Genomic DNA, 16,304 nt, shown 5'->3' on the forward strand with positions numbered 1-16,304 from the left:
GACGGAGGTCACCATGGGGGAGCCCATCCGCAACATCGTCATCCTGGGCGGCGGCACGGCCGGCTGGATGGCCGCGTCCTATCTCGGCAAGGCACTGTCCGGCCAAGCGTCGATCACCGTCGTCGAGGCACCGGCGATCGGGCGCATCGGCGTCGGCGAGGCGACCGTGCCCAATCTCCAGCGGGTCTTCTTCGACTATCTCGGGCTGCCCGAAGAGGAGTGGATGGGCAAGTGCAACGCCGGTTTCAAGATGGCGGTCAAGTTCATCAACTGGCGTACACCGGGGCCGGGTGAGCCGGTCAGCAGGCGGGACGCGAACGGCTCCGACCACTTCTACCATCCGTTCGGACTGCTCCCCGCGCCCGACGGGGTGCCGCTGTCGCACTACTGGACGCGCAAGCAGCTGGCGGGCACGGCCGACGAGCCCTTCGACTACGCGTGCTTCGTCGAACCGGCGCTGATGGACGCCAAGCGCTCCCCCCGGTTCCTCGACGGCACCCGCTGCACCACCTACGCCTGGCACTTCGACGCCGCCAAGGTGGCCGCGTTCCTCCGTGACTTCGCCACCGTCAAGCAGGGGGTACGGCACATCGAGGGCACCGTCTCGGACGTCCGGGCCGACGCGCGCGGCTACATCGAGTCGGTGACCCTGGAGTCGGGCGAGGTGATCAGGGGCGACCTCTTCGTCGACTGCAGCGGGCTGCGCGGGCTGCTGATCAACAAGAAGCTCGGCGAGCCCTTCATCGACATGAGCGACCATCTGCTGAACAACAGCGCGGTCGCCACCCAGGTGCCGCACGACGACGAGACGTACGGCATCGAGCCGTACACCTCCTCGATCGCGATGCCCGCCGGGTGGACGTGGCGGATCCCGATGCCGGGCCGGTTCGGGAGCGGTTACGTGTACTGCGACGCGTTCGCGGACAAGGACGAGGCCGCCCGCGACCTGTGCGGGCTGTGGGGCCTGGATCCCGAGAAGACGCCGCTCAACCACATCAGGTTCCGGGTGGGCCGCAACCGCCGGGCGTGGGTGGGCAATTGCGTCAGCATCGGGCTGTCCTCGTGCTTCGTGGAGCCGCTGGAGTCGACGGGCATCTACTTCATCACCGCCTCGCTGTACCAGCTGGTCAAGCACTTCCCCGAGCGCGATGTCGATCCGGTGCTGCGGGACCGGTTCAACCGCGAGATCGTCGACATGTTCGACGACACCCGGGACTTCCTGCAGGCGCACTTCTCGCTGTCCCCGCGCACCGACACTCCGTTCTGGCGGGCCACCAAGGAACTCACCCTGGCCGACCAGATCAAGGAGAAGATCGAGATGTACCGCTCCGGGGTCCCGGTCAATCCGCCGACGACCGACGAGCGCGCCTACTACGGCAACTTCGAGTCCGAGTTCCGCAACTTCTGGACCAACGGCAGCTATTACTCCGTCTTCGCCGGGCTCGGGGTGCGGCCGCGGAACACGCTGCCGATCATCTCGTACCGGCCCGGCTCGGTCGCGGCGGCCGAACGCGCCTTCGCCGACGTGCGGACCCGCCGGCGCCGGCTGGTGTCCGAACTGCCGTCCACTTACGAGTACTTGCGCCACCTCTACGACGCCGACCAGCCGCGGCAGGCCCCCGCGAAGGCGCCACGGCGGCAGGCGTGAGCGGCGTCCCGGTGCCGCTGGTCGCGGCGGAAGTGGCGGAGAAGGTGCAGCAGCGGGCGCGGGCGGAGGAGACGTTCCGCCGGGTCATGGGCTCGTTCCCGACCGGGGTCACGGTGGTCACCGCGCCGGCGGAGGACGGGCCGCGCGGCATGACCTGCTCCTCGCTGACCAGCGTGTGTCTCCGGCCGCCCACCCTCGCGGTGTGCCTGCGCACCGCGAGTTCGACGCTGGGCGCCGCGCTCCGGCAGGGCGGCTTCGCGGTGAACCTGCTGCACGGAGGGGCCGAGCGCGTCGCCCGGGCCTTCTCCACCGATGTCCCCGACCGGTTCGCGCTGGTCGGCTGGCGGATGTCCGAGAAGGGGCTGCCGCTGCTCACCGACGACGTGTGCGCGTACGCGCAGTGCGAGGTGAGCCGCACGGTCGAGGCCGGGGACCACACGATGGTCCTCGGCACGGTCATCGACGCCGGCGTGGTGCCCGGGACACCGCTCGTCTACGCCCACCGGTCGTTCCGGCCCTGGGACGCCCTGCCCCGCACACCCGAGCGCCCGGAAGGCGGTCGCTGATGCCCACTCCTGCCGTAGAACCGCTGCCCGCGCTGCTCACGGACCGGCCGGCCGAGCCCGGCGCACCGCGTGAGCCGGACCGGCCCTGGCACACCGCCCCGGCCGGTGCCGACCTCGGCCGCGACCGGACGTGGTGGTCGGGGGTGTGGGCCGCCCTCCTCGCCCGGTACAGCGGGCACGACCGGGTGTGGCTGGCGGGCCCGGACGGCTGGTACGAGATCCCGGTGGACCAGGACGCGCCGGTCGGCGAGCTGATCGCGGCCACGGCGGCGGCGCTCGACGGACCGGCGTTCCGGCCGTCCCGGCCACCGGCCGCCCCGGTGGCCCCGGTGGCCCCGGTCGCGGGCGGGCCGGGGGAACACCGGGGCGTCGGCGACCTCGCGGTGGAACTCGCGGACGAGGCCGTCGAAGTGGCCGGTGCCGCCCGGCTGTGGGAGCCGTCGACGCTGCACCGGCTGGCCGGACAGCTGCGGCTGCTCGGCGAGCGCGCGCACACCGCCCCGGACACACCGCTGACCGAGGTGGACCTGCTGACCGACGCGGACCGGCGGCTGCTCACCGAGGAGTGGAACCGCACCGCCGCGCCCTTTCCCGCGACCGGCTATCTGGAGCTGATCACCCACCAGGTGCGCACCCGCCCGGACGCCCCGGCGGTCGAACAGGGCGAGCGCGTCGTCTCGTTCGCGGAGCTGGACCGGCGCGGCGACCAGATCGCCGGCGAGCTGCGCCGGGCCGGGGTCGTGGCCGGGGACCACGTCGGACTGTTCTGCCCCCGCGGCCTCGACTACGTGCTCGCCGTCCTCGGCATCCTGAAGGCCGGCGCGGCGATCGTCCCCCTCGACCCGGTCAACCCGGACGCCCGGATCGCGTTCATGCTCCGCGACAGCGCGGCGACGGCGGTCCTGACCACCGAGGGACTGCCCGAACGCCTGCCACAGGGAGTCGACGGGGGGTTCGGGGGGCGGCTTGCGCAGGGCGCCGATGGTGAGCCCGGTGACCGGCTCGCGCAGGGCACCGACGGCGGACTCGGCGGCCGGCTCGCGCAGGGACCCGGTGACGGGAAGGACGAGCGAGCCCCGCAGGGCACCGGCGAGGGATCCGGGGAGCGGCTTGCGCAGGAGGCGGGCGACGCACCGGGCGAGCCGCTCGGGCAGGGCACCGAAAGTGGGCTCGGCGAGCGGCCGGCGCAGGGCGTGGGCGATGGGGCGGGCGCGCCGCTGCCGCGGGATGGGGGCGACGGAACGGATCACCAGGTCATGGGCCCGCAGGGGGCCGGAGGGCGGCCGGGTGCGCGTCTTCAGCCGTATCTGCCCGTCATCGACATCGCCGCCACCGCGGACGCGCCCGTCCGGCCGCCGGACACCCCGGTGGCGGCCGAACCCCTCAGCCATCTCATCTACACCTCGGGGTCGACGGGGGAGCCGAAGGCGGTTCTGGAGCGGTTGCGGGCGATAGAGAACCTGGTGCACTGGACCGGCCGCGCGTACGCGGTACGGCCCGGCGACCGGGCCTCCTGGCTGTCCGCGCCCGGGTTCGGCGTCCAGATCATGGAGTGGATGCCGCACCTCGCGCTCGGCGCCACGGTGTGCGTCCCCGCCGCCCGGCACGCGCTGTCCCCGGCACAGCTGCGGGACTGGCTGGTCGCGGAGCGGATCACCCACACGATGCTGGTGGCAGCCCTCGCGGAACCGGCCTGGGCACTCGACTGGCCCGCCGACGCCGCGCTGCGCGTCATGGTCACCACCGCGGAGCGCGTGCACAGCTGGCCCCCGGTGGACACCCCGTTCCGCGTCGTGATGACCTACGGCACCACCGAGAGCACCAACGCGCTGACCTGCCTGGACCTGGGCGCGGGCATCGATCTGACCAGCCAGGCGACCCCCGCGCACATCAAGGCCGCGCACCCGGTGCCCGCGGGCCGCCCGATCGCCAACGTCCGCGCCTATGTGCTCGACGCGCTGGACCGCCCGGTGCCCCCGGGGCTGACCGGCCGGCTGCTGATCGGCGGGGCCGGACTCTCCGCCGGGTACCACGAGCGGCCCGAGCTGACCCGGAAGCTGTTCCGCCCGGACCCGGTGACCGGCGAGGGGCTCGTGTACGAGACCGGTGACCTCGCCCGCTACCGCGCGGACGGCGCGATCGAGATCCTCGGCCGGGGCGACGCCCAGGTGAAGATCCGGGGCTTCCGGGTCGAGCTGGGCGAGGTGGAGACCGCCCTGATCGACTGCCCCGAGGTGGCCGAGGCCGTCGTCACCACCGTCCGCACCGGCCAGGGCGGCCCGCGGCTGGCCGCCTACGTCACCGCCTGCGTCAGCGCGGACGGCGGCACCGGACCGGACGGCGCCGCGCTCAAGGCCAGGCTCAGCGAACGGCTGCCGTACTACATGGTCCCGGCGACGGTCACCACGCTGGACCGGATCCCCCGGCTGCCCAACGGCAAGACGGACCTGCGCGCACTGCCCGACCCCGACCCGGCGGTGGCGGGCGGCGACGGCTTCGTGCCTGCCCGCAGCGAGACCGAGGCCGCCATGGCCGGTCTGTGGGCCGAGATCTTCGACGGCCGGACGATCTCGATGACCGACAACTTCTTCCACCTCGGCGGCCATTCGCTGCTGGCCTTCCGGCTCATCGACGAGCTGCGCGGCCGGTTCGGCACCGAACTGTCCATGACCGAGCTGTACGCCAACCCGACCGCGGGCGAGCTGTCCGCGGCCGTCGAGGCGGGCCGCACCGGCTCGGCCGCCTACGCCGGACTGCCCCCGGTCGAACCGGACCCGGCCGCGCGCTACGAGCCGTTCCCGCTGAACGACGGCCAGCAGGCGATGTGGATCGGCCGCGGCGGCCTGGTCGAGCTCGGCAACGTCGGCTGCCACGGATACTTCGAGTGGGAGTCCTACGACCTCGACCTCGACGCGTTCGAGCACGCCTGGCAGCTCCTGGTCGAGCGGCACGACGCGCTGCGCACCGTCGTACTGGCCGACGGCACCCAGCACGTGCTCGCCGAGGTCCCCGACTTCGTGATCGGGCGTCACGACCTGCGGGCGGCGGCCGATCCGGAGCCGGAACTCCTCGCCCTGCGCGCCCGGTTGTCGCACACCATCCTGGACGCGGCCACCTGGCCGCTGTTCGATCTGCGGCTGACCCTGCTGCCCGGCGGCCGGACCCGGATCCATCTGGTGCTCGACTTCCTGGTCGCCGACGCCTGGAGCTACTTCCAGGTGATCGTCCCCGAGCTGAGCGAGCTGTACGCGGGCCGGGGCGCGGCGCTCGAACCCCTGCGGCTGACGTTCCGCGACTACGTTCTCGGCCTCGCGGCGAACCTCCCGGACAGCGATGTCTACCAGCGCTCCCAGTGGTACTGGCTGGACCGGCTCGAAGCCCTGCCCGGCGCCCCCCGGCTACCCGAACGCCCCTCGCACCAGCCGGAGTTGGCGGCCAGGATCGAACGGCACAGCGGGGTCCTCGCCGCCGCGGACTGGGCGGCGATCGGCGCGCTGGCCGCCGAGCACGACGTGACCGGTTCCGGTGTGCTCGCCGCCGCCTACGCCGAGGTGCTGCGGTCCTGGTCCGCCGAGCCGTCGTTCTGCCTCAACTTCCCGCTGTTCAGCCGACTGCCCCTGCACCCCCAGATCGGCAAGGTGATCGGCCATACGACCACCACACTGCTGCTGGAGGCCACCGGCTCCGGGGACACCTTCGGGGACCGCGCCCGGACGCTGCAGCAGCGGCTCTGGGCCGATCTGGAGCACCGGCACTTCACCGGGATGCAGGTCCTGCGCGCCCTGACCCGGCTGCGCGGCACGCTCACCCCGGCGATGCCGGTGGTGATGACCAGCCTGGTCGGCTACCCCCCGGACCAGCGGCGGACCACGTTCGGCTCGGCGGTGTACGGGATCTCCCAGACCCCCCAGGTCAGCCTGGACTTCCAGGTGTTCGAGACCGAGGACGGCGGGCTGCGGTTCAACTGGGACTACATCCAGGCCGTCTACCCCGACGGGCTGATCGGCGAGATGTTCACCGCCTTCCTCGACCTGCTGGCCCGGCTCACCACCCGCGCGGGCTGGTCGGCCGGGGACTTCGGCTACGGGACCGCCCGGCACACGGCGGGCGCCACGGACCCCGGGGCGGTCGCCGGTGCCCAGCGCACCGGCGCGGCATGGGAGCGGTACTGGTCCTCGGTGGACGCCACCGGCCGCGGCGGGGACGTGCTGTGGGACGCCGACGACGCCGACGAGATGCGCTGGCTCCTGGACACCACGGCCCGCCATCTGGACCCCGCGTTGCCGGTGATCGACCTGGGCTGCGGCAACGGCCGCTACGCGCGGGCGCTCGCCACCCGGTTCCATGCCGTGGTCGGCGTCGATGTGTCGCCCACCGCGATCGCCCGGGCGCGCACGGAGGGTTCGGGGTCCGGGGACCTGTCCTTCGAGGTCCTCGACCCGGGCGACCCGGCCGCGGTCGAGGCGCTGGCCAAGCGGATCGGACCCGCCAACGTCTTCATCCGGGCGGTCCTGCACGTCCTGGGCGAGGAGGAGCGAGCCGCGACGGCCGCCGCGCTCGCCGTGCTCACCGGGGGCCGGGGCGGGGTGCTGCTGATCGAACCCGACTACGCGCGCGACTCGTTCGGCTATCTCGGCCATGTGGGCGGCGCCCGCGGCCGGGCCGCCCATCTGGTCAGGCCGCTCGAAGCGGCGGGGGTGCGCCACTCGACGCCGTTCGGCCCGGCGGACCTGGACCGCCACTTCCCCGCGGACCGGTGGCGGCGGCTGTCCGCCGGTGCGGCGCAGATGTACGCCGTCGACCCGGAGTCCGACGGCGGCGCGATCCGCGTCCCCGGCTACCTCGCCGCCGTACGCCCCCGCACGCCCGGCAGCTGACACCGGACGGAGGAGGACACGGACGGCGAAGGACACGGACGGAGGAGGACACGGGCGCGGAGGACACGGGCGGCGGGCGGGCGGAGTCGGCAGAACGGCTCCGTCCCGCCCGGTGCCGCCACTACAATCGGCACCTCCTGACCGGTTGTTGACCACGACGGCGACATGCGCGAGGTCGTCGGTTCCGGCACGAAAGCAGGATGAGCCCATGGCCTTCACGGGGTTCCCGGACGAGGCGTTCGACTTCTTCGAAGAGCTCGCCGAGGACAACTCGACCGCCTTCTGGCACCGCCACCGCGACCGCTACGAGCGGGCGGTACGGGAGCCGATGGCACACCTGGTCGCCGAGCTGTCCCCGGAGTTCGGCGCGCTGCGCATGCTGCGGCCGCAGCGGGACACCCGGGCCTCGAACGACAAGTCGCCGTACAAGACGTACCAAGGCGCCCTGGTGGACCTCGAACCCGGCCTCGGCTACTGGCTCCACCTCGACGCGGACGGGCTGCGCGCCACCGGCCGGTACTACTCGCGCGCCCCGCAGGAGACGGCGGCTCTGCGCGCGGTGGTGGCCGAGGAGCGGGGCGCCGAACTCCAGCTCCTCGTAGACGACTTGGAGAAGCTCGGGCACACCGTGGGCGGGGTCGCGCTGGTGACCAGGCCGCGCGGGGTGCCGGCCGACCATCCGCGGGTGGGGCTGCTGCGCCATCGCACGCTGGACATCGGCCGCGGCTGCGACCGGGCCGCGGCCGGCCGGCCGTCGGCCGCGGCCTGGGTGGCCGGGACCTGGCGCGAGCTGCGCCCGGCACTGGACTGGCTGTCGGCCAACGCCTGCGCGCGGGCCCGGGAGTTGCGCGCCTCGGACGGGTAGCCGTCCGAGGCGGCGCCCGGGCCGTGCGGGGGCCGGGCGCTTCCTCATGCCTCCTTGCCGCCGACGGAGGGCACGGTGTCGCCGGTGCGGGACGCCGGGCGGCGGGGCCGGGCGAGGAGCGTCAGCAGCGGGCTGGTCATGGCCGTCGTCACCAGGGCCACCAGCACCAGCAGGGTGAAGAGCCGGCCGTGGATGATCCCGGCGCTCAGGCCGACGTTCAGCGCGATCAGCTCGGTGAGCCCACGGGTGTTCAGCAGCACCGCGATGGTGGCCGACTCGCGCCGTCCCAGCCGGTTGAGCCGACTCATCAGATAGCCGGGCACCGTCTTCCCCACGATCGCGATCAGCAGGAGCAGACCGAGCAGAGGCACGCTGCCCGGGTCCAGCGCGCCGATGTCCAGGGAGAGCCCGGTCACCACGAAGAACAGCGGCAGCAGCAGATCGGTGGCGCCCTCCATCGCCCGCAGCACATCGGCGTCGGGCGCCCCGCCGCGGCGCGGCATGACCAGCCCGGCCAGAAAGCCGCCGAAGACCGCGTGCAGGCCCAGTTCCGAGGTGGCCCAGGCACAGCTCGTCGCCAGGACGATCGCCACGGGCAGCTGCGGCACGAACAGCCCCCGGGGCCGGTCGAGCCACCGGCTCAGCAGCGGACGGACCACCAGGAGGCCGCCCAGCACGAGGACGAGGGTCAGCAGGACGGTCCGCCAGAGCGGCGGTCCGTGCGAGGCGCCGGGCATCGCCATGGCGAGCACGGTCCACGCGCCGATGTCCATGAGACCGGCGGCGGAGAGCGCGACGACACCGGCGCGGGTCCCGGCGATCCCGGTGTCCCGGATGATCGCGGCCAGCACGGGCAGCGCCGTGATCGACACGGTGACGGCCATGAACAGCACGAAGGGGCGCGAGTCGACGTGGTGTTCGCCGACCGAGGAGAACGCGGACGGAACCAGTGTGACCGCGCCCGCGCCCAGGAGCATCGGGACGAGCAGGGCGACGGCCCCCACCGACAGGGTCGTCCGGCCGCTCTCCCGCAGGGACCGCAGGCGCAGCTCGTAGCCGACCACGAACATGAAGGTGACGATGGCGACCTGGGAGAGGACGGACAGATAGGGCAGGGCCGCCGCCGGGAACAGCCGTCCTGTCGGGTTCCCGGGGAACCGGCCCAGCAGGGTCGGGCCGAGCACCACCCCGGTCAGGATCTGCCCGATGACGGCGGGCTGGCCGAACCTTCGGGCGAGCCCGCCGAGCAGCGTGGAGACGAGCAGGATGACGGCGATGTCGCCCAGTACGGCGGTGGTGACGTCGGCGACGCTCAAGGTCACGCTCCCGGTGCTCGGTCGGGGTGTCCGGGCAGGGGGTGCGCGGCGCAGACGCGGCGGACCTCGGCCCGGATCCTGGCGGTCGTGCCGGGGTGTACGGTCTTGGCGTCGCGCAGTTCCTCGACGACGTCCGCGACGAGGTCGGCGCACCGGGCGGCCGTCTCGGGCGAGGCGCCCCGCGCGGCCAGGGTGTTGGTGCCGATCCTGATCCCGCTGGTGACCCGGGGCGGGGTGTCGTCGCCGGGGACCCGGTTGCGGTTGAGCAGGATCCCGCAGGCCTCCAGGGCCTCCTCGGCGTCCGCGCCGCTGACGTGGTGGGGGCCGAGGTCGGCGAGGACCATGTGGGTGTCGGTGCCGCCGGTGATCACGCGCAGGCCCCGTCGGCCGAGCCGCTCCGCCATGGCGGTCGCGGTGTCCAGCACCCGCTCCATCAGCGTCCGGAAGCCGGGCTGGGCGGCCGCGTGCAGCGCCCTCGCCTTGGCGGCCACGTTGCCGAGGTCCGGGGTGCCCTGCACGAGCGGGAACACCGCGCGGTCGGCCAGCTTCCGCAGCGGCACCCGGCCGTCCGGTCCCGGCGCGTCCGCGTCCCTGCCGAGCAGGATCATGCCGCCGCGCGGGCCGTAGAGCTGCTTGTAGGTGCTGGTGGTGGTGAGATGCGCGTGGTCGACCGGGCTCGGGTGCAGCCCGGCGGCGACCAGTCCGGCGATGTGCGAGATGTCCGCGATCAGGTACGCGCCCACCTCGTCGGCGATCTCCCGGAACCGGGCGAAGTCGATGTGCCGGGGGTAGGCGCTGGCGCCGGCGATGACGACCTTCGGCCGGTGCTCGGCGGCGAGTTCGGCGATCTGCTCGTAGTCCAGCAGGTCATCGGCGCCCGTGCGGTAGTGGACGGAGCGGAAGTAGCGTCCGGTGATCGAGGCGGCCGAACCGTGCGACAGATGGCCGCCGCAGTCCAGGTCCAGACCGAGAATGGTGTCGCCGGGCTCCAGCAGCCCCGCGAGGACCGCGAGGTTCGCGGAGGAGCCCGAGTGCGGCTGCACGTTCGCGGCCTCGGCCCGGAAGAGCGCACACGCCCGGTCGAGCGCGAGCCGCTCCACCTCGTCCGCGATCTCGCCACCCGCGTGGTAGCGGCGCCCCGGGTACCCCTCCATCGTCAGATTCCCCAGCACCGAACCGGCGCAGGCCAGCACGGACGACGACGCGACGCTTGAGGACGCGACGAGCACGAGGGTCTCCTGCTGCCGGATCCCCTCCCGCACGAGAAGCCCGGCGAGCGCGGGGTCGTCCTGGGCGAGGGGGGTGGAGGACGGCTCGGCATGGGCGGCGGGGGCCCGCTCGGCGTCGGCGACCGGTCGCGGGCCCGGCTCGGCGGCTGGATGCCGGGCCGGTACGACGGCCGCACCCGACGGCGACCCACCGACCGGGGCCCGCTCGGCATCGTCGTACGACCATGTGCCCGGCTCGGCGAGGGCGGACGGGAACGACCCGGCAACCGTGCCCGGTGCAGGCACGGTGGCCGTGACCCGTACCGGCTCGGTGGCCGCGACCGGCGCAGGCTCGCCGGCCGTCGTCGGTACAGGCTCGGTGGCCGTGGCCGTGGCCGGTGCGGACTCGCCGGCCGTGGGCATGCCCGGCGCAGGCTCGGTGGGCATGCCCGGGGCGAACTCGCCGGCCGCGGCCGGTACAGGCTCGGTGGCCCTGGCCGGTGCGAACTCACCGGCCGTGGGGATGCCCGGTGCCGGTTCGGCGGCCGGGGTCGCCGTAGGTACTTCGCGCGTCGGCCCGCCCCGCGCCGCGCCCGGCACCTCACGCGGGCTCGTGGTCGTGGTCGGGTCCGGGCCCTGCCCCGACTCGCTCTCCGCCTCCGCGAGTTCCGCCTTCTCCGCCTGCTCCGCTTCCTCCAGGGTGGCCAGCAGGCGGGCCACCCGGACTGCCTGGGGGCCCGTTGCCGGGTCGGTGGCGATGGCGGCCGCGAGGTCGTCGAGGGCCGGGTTGGCGAAGACGGTGCGGACCGGAACCGGGGTGCCGAGGAGGTCCTGGAGGCGGGCGGCCAGCCGGGTGCCGCTCAGGGAGTCGCCGCCCAGACGGAAGAAGTTGCCCGTCGTCGGGACCTCGTCCAGGCCGAGGATCTCGCCCACACAGGCCGCGACCAGCTCCGCCAGCAGCCCGGTGTCCGTGCGCGGCGCGGACACCGGCCGCGGCACGGGCTCGGCCGGCCGTTCCGGGGTCGCGGCGAGACGCGCGAGCTCCAGGCGGTCCACCTTCCCGTTGGCCGTGAGCGGCAGTTCGGGCAGCACCCTGATCGCCGCGGGCACCATGGCGGCCGGCAGCTGCGCGGACAGCTGCTCCCGCAGCGCGTCCGGGCTCGGCCGCGCCCCCGCCGCCGCCGTCACGAAGGCCTGCAGCCGGACCACGCCCGCACCGCTGCGCGGCGCCGTCACGACGGCGCTCCGCACCCCCTCGGCACGGTTCAGCACCGCCTCGATCTCGCCGAGTTCGATCCGCTGCCCGGCGACCTTGACCTGGAAGTCCTCCCGGCCCAGGATCTCGATCCCGCCGTCCGGCAGCAGCCGCCCGAAGTCACCGGTCAGATAGGCGCGTTCACCGGTCGTGGGCAGCGTGACGAACTTGGCCGCGGTGCGCTCGGGGTCGTTCAGATAGCCGAGGGCCAGGCCCAGCGAGCTCGCCACGGCCATCTCGCCGCGCGCCCACGTCGGGCGCGGCCGCAGATCCCGGTCGACGATGTAGTACCGCTGATTGGTGATCGGTTTGCCGTAGGGGATGCTCGTCCACTGCGGGTCCACGGCGTCGATCGGGTGGAAGAGCGACCAGCAGATGGTCTCGGTGGGGCCGCCCGATCCGACCACCCGCAGCCCCGGCGCCTGGGCGCGGGCCCGCCCCGGCAGGTCCAGCGGGATCCAGTCGCCCGACACCACCGCGAGCCGGAGCGTGCCCAGCGGCCGGTCCCCGCGTGACTCCGCCTCGCCGACCAGGAGTTCCAGCAGCACCGGTACCGAGTTCCAGAGCGTCACCCGCTCGTCCCGCACCAGCTCCGCCCAGACGTCCGGTTCGGCGCGCGCAAACGGCGGCGGGACGACGACGGCGGCCCCGCAGGCCAGCGGCCCGAAGACGTCGTAGACCGACGCGTCGAAGTGCAGCCCGGACAGCGCGAGGAGCCGGTCCGCCGGGGTGATGCCGAACCGCCGCCGCACGTCCCGCACGAGGTTCGCCACCCCGCGATGCGCCACCACGACACCCTTGGGCTCCCCGGTGGATCCGGAGGTGTAAATGACGTAGGCCGGATCGTCCGGGCCCTGTACGGCGGCGAGTTCGGCGTCGGACGCGGCCTCGAAGTCGGTGTCGGCGCGCAGCACGGTCGCCCCGGCCGGTACCTCCAGCGCGTCCCCGAGCCGGGACTGGGTGAGGACGACACGGACCCCGGCCGACGCCAGCAGCCGGGCGGTCCGCCCCCGCGGGGACGCCGCGTCGAGCGGCAGATAGGCGCCGCCCGCGGCCAGGACGCCGTACACCGCGGCGTACTGCTCCCAGCCCTTCTCCATCACCACGCCGACCAGGTCCCCGGGCCGTACGCCCCGCTCGCGCAGCGCGTTCCCGATGCGGCGGGCGTGCCGGGCCAGTTCCCCGTAGGTCAGCCGGCGGCCGGGCGCCACGACGGCCACCGCGTCGGGCGTCCGCCTCGCCTGGGCGAAGAACCGCTCCTGGAGCAGCACGGCGGGCACCGGTTCGGCGGTGTCGTTGGTCGCGTTCCAGACCGCGCGGTCCCGTCGGCCGCGCGGGTCGAGGAAGGGGGCCGCCCAGACGCCGTGCCCGGGTTCGTCCGCGAGCATCCGCCCGATCAGCTCCCGGAACGCCTCGAACGCGCTCTCGATGACGCCGGGTGCGAAGGTGCCGGACCGGTGGTCCCAGACCAGTCGCAGCTCCCCGTCCTCCGGCCGGATCTGGAAGTCCAGCGACACCTGCGGGGTCTGCGTGATCGAGTGCACCTCCGTGCCGAACTCGGTGATCGACCGGGCGGCCGGCAGCCCGAGCAGGCTGGTCACCACGACCGGCATGGCCGCGGCGGCGAGCCCCCGGCGCCGGGCCAGCTCGCGCAGCACCTCCACGCCGTTCACGCTCGCGTGCCGGGTGTCGGCGCGCAGCCGGTCGGCCAGGGCGGCGATCCGCTCGGCCACGGTCCGCCCCTCGGGCCGCGCCGCCAGCAGGATCGCGTTGGTGTAGTCGCCGATCACGTCCTCGATGCCGGGGACGCCGAACCGCTGGAAGACGGGCACATTGAGGGTGAACGCCGGGTCGGAGCTCCAGCCGCGGAGCACCTCGGCGAACGCGCCGAGAAGCAGTTCCGTCTCGGTGAGGCCGTAGTGGCGGGCCCGCTCACGCAGCAGCCCGAACTCCTCGGCCGGGTAGCGGACCGCGCACCGTTCGAACCTGCCCGGCCCCCGGGCGTCGTACCGCGCCGCGGGCAGGTCGGGCGCGGGCGGCAGCTCGTCCAGGCGCCGCTGCCAGTACGCCCGGTCGGCCCGCCACCGCGCTCCCCCGCGCACATCCTCCTGGAGCCAGCGGGCGAAGTCCCGGAAGGCGAGCCGCTGCGGCGGCAGCGGCGCGTCCGGGTCCTCGTACAGCGCGACCAGTCCGGGGAAGAGGTTGAGGAACAGGCTGCTGGCGTCCATGAGTTGCAGGTCGATGCCGAGCTGCACCCGGACCCGGTCGGCCAGCAGCACCACCCGCAGGTCGAACATCGGCCAGGTACCGGGGTCGAGGACGCGGTGGCCCCGCTCGTCCCGGCTCTCCTCCAGCCGTCGTACGGCATCCGGGTCCGCGCGCAGGTCCTCGACCGTGATCGGCACCGGGCCGGTCCGCTCCAGCACGTACTGGGTGCCGTCCGGGCGTACCACGGTGCGCAGCCCGGGATGGTGCGCGACCAGCCGCTCCCAGGCACGGCGGTAGCGGGCCAGGTCCAGTTCGGGCCGCTCCCACTCGAAGTATCCGTAGCAGCCGATGCCGCCCAGCTCGACGGCGTCCGCCCGGCCGACCCACAGGGCCTGCTGGGTGGGAGTCAGCGGGAACGGTTCGCCGGCGGCGCCGGGATCCGGCACCAGGGGCGGCAGCCCGGCCGTCCCGCCGCCGGGCTCGGCACCGCCGTCCGGCGTGCGGAGCGTGCTGTCCTCCGGGACACTGATCGTCATCGCGACTCCTCGGACATGACGGCGGACGACAACGCCGACTGTAGGAATCGCAGTTACCCGGGGGTTACGTCACCGCGTGATAACCGCCGGGGCCGACGCTGCGCCCATGGAGAGCACGAGCGCAGCGATTCCCGCAGCGGCCCGCCGGTCACGCTCGGTCCACTGGATCGACGGCGACTGGCGCCCCGCGCGGTCCGAAGAAGCCCTCCCGGTCGTGGACCCGGCGACCGGCCGCACCCTCGCCGAGGTCCCCGCGGGCGGGCGGGAGGACGTGGCCGCCGCCGTCGCGGCCGCCGCCCGCGCGTTCCCCGCCTGGTCGGACACGCCCCTCGAAGAGCGCCTGGGGTATCTCGACCGGCTCGCCGAACTGCTGGAGAAGCACGCCGACACCGTGGCCGGGGTGCTGACGGCGGAGACCGGGATGCCGGTGACCCTGGCCCGGCACGCGCAGGTCCCCTTCGGTCTGGGCGCGCTGCGCTCCTGCGCCGAGGCCGCCCGGGAGCACGTCTGGGAGCAGCGGATCGGCAACTCCCTGGTGCGGTCCGAGGCCGCCGGGGTCGCCGGGTGCGTGACCCCGTGGAACGCCCCGGTGGCACTGAATCTGCAGAAGGTCCCCGCCGCGCTGGCGGCCGGCTGCGCGGTGGTGCTCAAGCCCAGCGAACTGGCGCCGCTGAGCGGCTATCTGCTGGCCGAGCTGCTCGCCGAGACCGGTCTGCCGCCGGGGGTGTTCAACCTGGTGTGCGGGCGGGGGCCGCAGGCCGGGGAGGCGCTGGCCGGGCACCCCGAGGTCGCCGTGGTGTCCCTGACCGGCTCGCTCCGCTCCGGACGCCGGGTCAGCGAGCTGGCCGCGCCCCGGGCCGCCCGGGTCAACCTCGAACTGGGCGGCAAGAGCGCCTCGCTCGTGCTGCCCGACGCCGATCTGGGCGCCGCGGTGACGGCGACGGTGCAGCAGGCGAACTTCAACACCGGGCAGGTCTGCTTCGCCTGGAGCCGCCTGCTGGTCCCGGCCGACCGGTACGACGAGGCCGTGGCGCTCGCGGCCGAGGCGGCCGGGGCCCTGCGGGTCGGCGACCCCTGGGACCCGGCCACGCAGATCGGGCCGCTGATCCACCCGGAGGCGGCCGCGCGGGTGCGGGGCGTCCTGGACGAGGCGGTCGCCGACGGCGCGACCCTGGTCACCGGCGGCCGGACCCCTACGGGTGCGGTCGGCGGCGGCTGGCTGACCCCGGCCGTCCTCGCCGGTCCCCCGGAGCGGGCGCGGGCGGTCGTCGAGGAGGTCTTCGGCCCGGTCGTCGTCGTACTGCCCTACCGCGACGAGGACGACGCGGTGCGGATCGCCGACGACACCTGCTACGGCCTGTCCGGCGCGGTGTGGTCGGACGACGTGGCGCACGCCATCGCCGTGGCCGGGCGGCTGCGCACCGGCCGGGTGGACATCAACGGCGCCCCGTTCAATCTGCGTGCCCCCTTCGGGGGTTACAAGAGCTCGGGCAACGGCCGCGAGCTGGGCGCCTGGGGCCTGGCCGCCTTCAGCGAGACCAAGGCGATCCAGCTCCCGCCCACGGAGAACGGCCCGACGGGCCTCACCCTCAGCTCGACGGCAGGCTGAACCGGGGCACACCGGGGACGGAACGCCCGCCGGCCATCAGCCCGCCCCGGCCACCGGACCCCGGGGCGGCAGGCACCGAGCGGCGAACGAGGGCGGGCGGGGCATCGCGGCCGGACGGCCACCGAGCGCGGAGCGCGCATCGAGCGGGGGGGGGCGACCGCCGCGCGCGGAGCGGCATCGAGCGCGGAGCGGCCCCGTCGGGCACGGCACGGCCGC

The 16,304-nt window shown here is 74.3% G+C and carries 7 protein-coding genes; 5 read left to right on the top strand and 2 right to left on the bottom strand.

Translation table 11 applies throughout. The features are described from left to right. Nucleotides 1-13: 13 nt before the first annotated feature. From AB0N90_RS34480 to AB0N90_RS34495, 4 genes are all read left to right on the top strand, one after another. On the top strand, nucleotides 14-1,648 hold the full coding sequence (locus AB0N90_RS34480; RefSeq protein ID WP_365203110.1) for a tryptophan halogenase family protein: 1,635 nt from the start codon (nucleotides 14-16) through the stop codon (nucleotides 1,646-1,648). Next, on the top strand, nucleotides 1,645-2,214 hold the full coding sequence (locus tag AB0N90_RS34485) for a flavin reductase family protein (RefSeq protein WP_365203111.1): 570 nt from the start codon (nucleotides 1,645-1,647) through the stop codon (nucleotides 2,212-2,214). The genes AB0N90_RS34480 and AB0N90_RS34485 overlap by 4 nt, the downstream gene beginning before the upstream one ends. Beyond that, on the top strand, nucleotides 2,214-7,091 hold the full coding sequence (locus AB0N90_RS34490; protein WP_365203113.1) for an AMP-binding protein: 4,878 nt from the start codon (nucleotides 2,214-2,216) through the stop codon (nucleotides 7,089-7,091). Before AB0N90_RS34485 ends, AB0N90_RS34490 begins: the two co-directional genes overlap by 1 nt. A gap of 208 nt (nucleotides 7,092-7,299) precedes the next feature. Then, nucleotides 7,300-7,956: a DUF2461 domain-containing protein gene (locus tag AB0N90_RS34495; protein WP_365203115.1), complete on the top strand. Its 657-nt coding sequence runs from the start codon at nucleotides 7,300-7,302 to the stop codon at nucleotides 7,954-7,956. 44 nt (nucleotides 7,957-8,000) lie between these two features. Here the strand turns inward: AB0N90_RS34495 and AB0N90_RS34500 are convergent, their stop codons facing one another. After that, entirely contained in the window at nucleotides 8,001-9,272 is a 1,272-nt protein-coding gene (locus AB0N90_RS34500; protein ID WP_365203117.1) for a cation:proton antiporter, read from the bottom strand. Between the two features lie 2 nt (nucleotides 9,273-9,274). After that, nucleotides 9,275-14,479, bottom strand: a complete 5,205-nt coding sequence (locus AB0N90_RS34505) for a serine hydroxymethyltransferase (RefSeq protein WP_365203119.1) — start codon at nucleotides 14,477-14,479, stop codon at nucleotides 9,275-9,277. A 106-nt stretch (nucleotides 14,480-14,585) separates the two neighbouring features. Between AB0N90_RS34505 and AB0N90_RS34510 the strand changes: the two genes are divergently transcribed. Then, the gene (locus AB0N90_RS34510; protein WP_365203121.1) at nucleotides 14,586-16,088 is read left to right on the top strand and encodes an aldehyde dehydrogenase family protein; all 1,503 of its coding nucleotides are present in this window, start codon (nucleotides 14,586-14,588) and stop codon (nucleotides 16,086-16,088) included. Nucleotides 16,089-16,304: the final 216 nt, after the last annotated feature.

Origin of the sequence: Streptomyces sp. NPDC093018, assembly GCF_040684035.1 — a bacterium.
GTDB classification, from domain to species: domain Bacteria; phylum Actinomycetota; class Actinomycetes; order Streptomycetales; family Streptomycetaceae; genus Streptomyces; species Streptomyces murinus.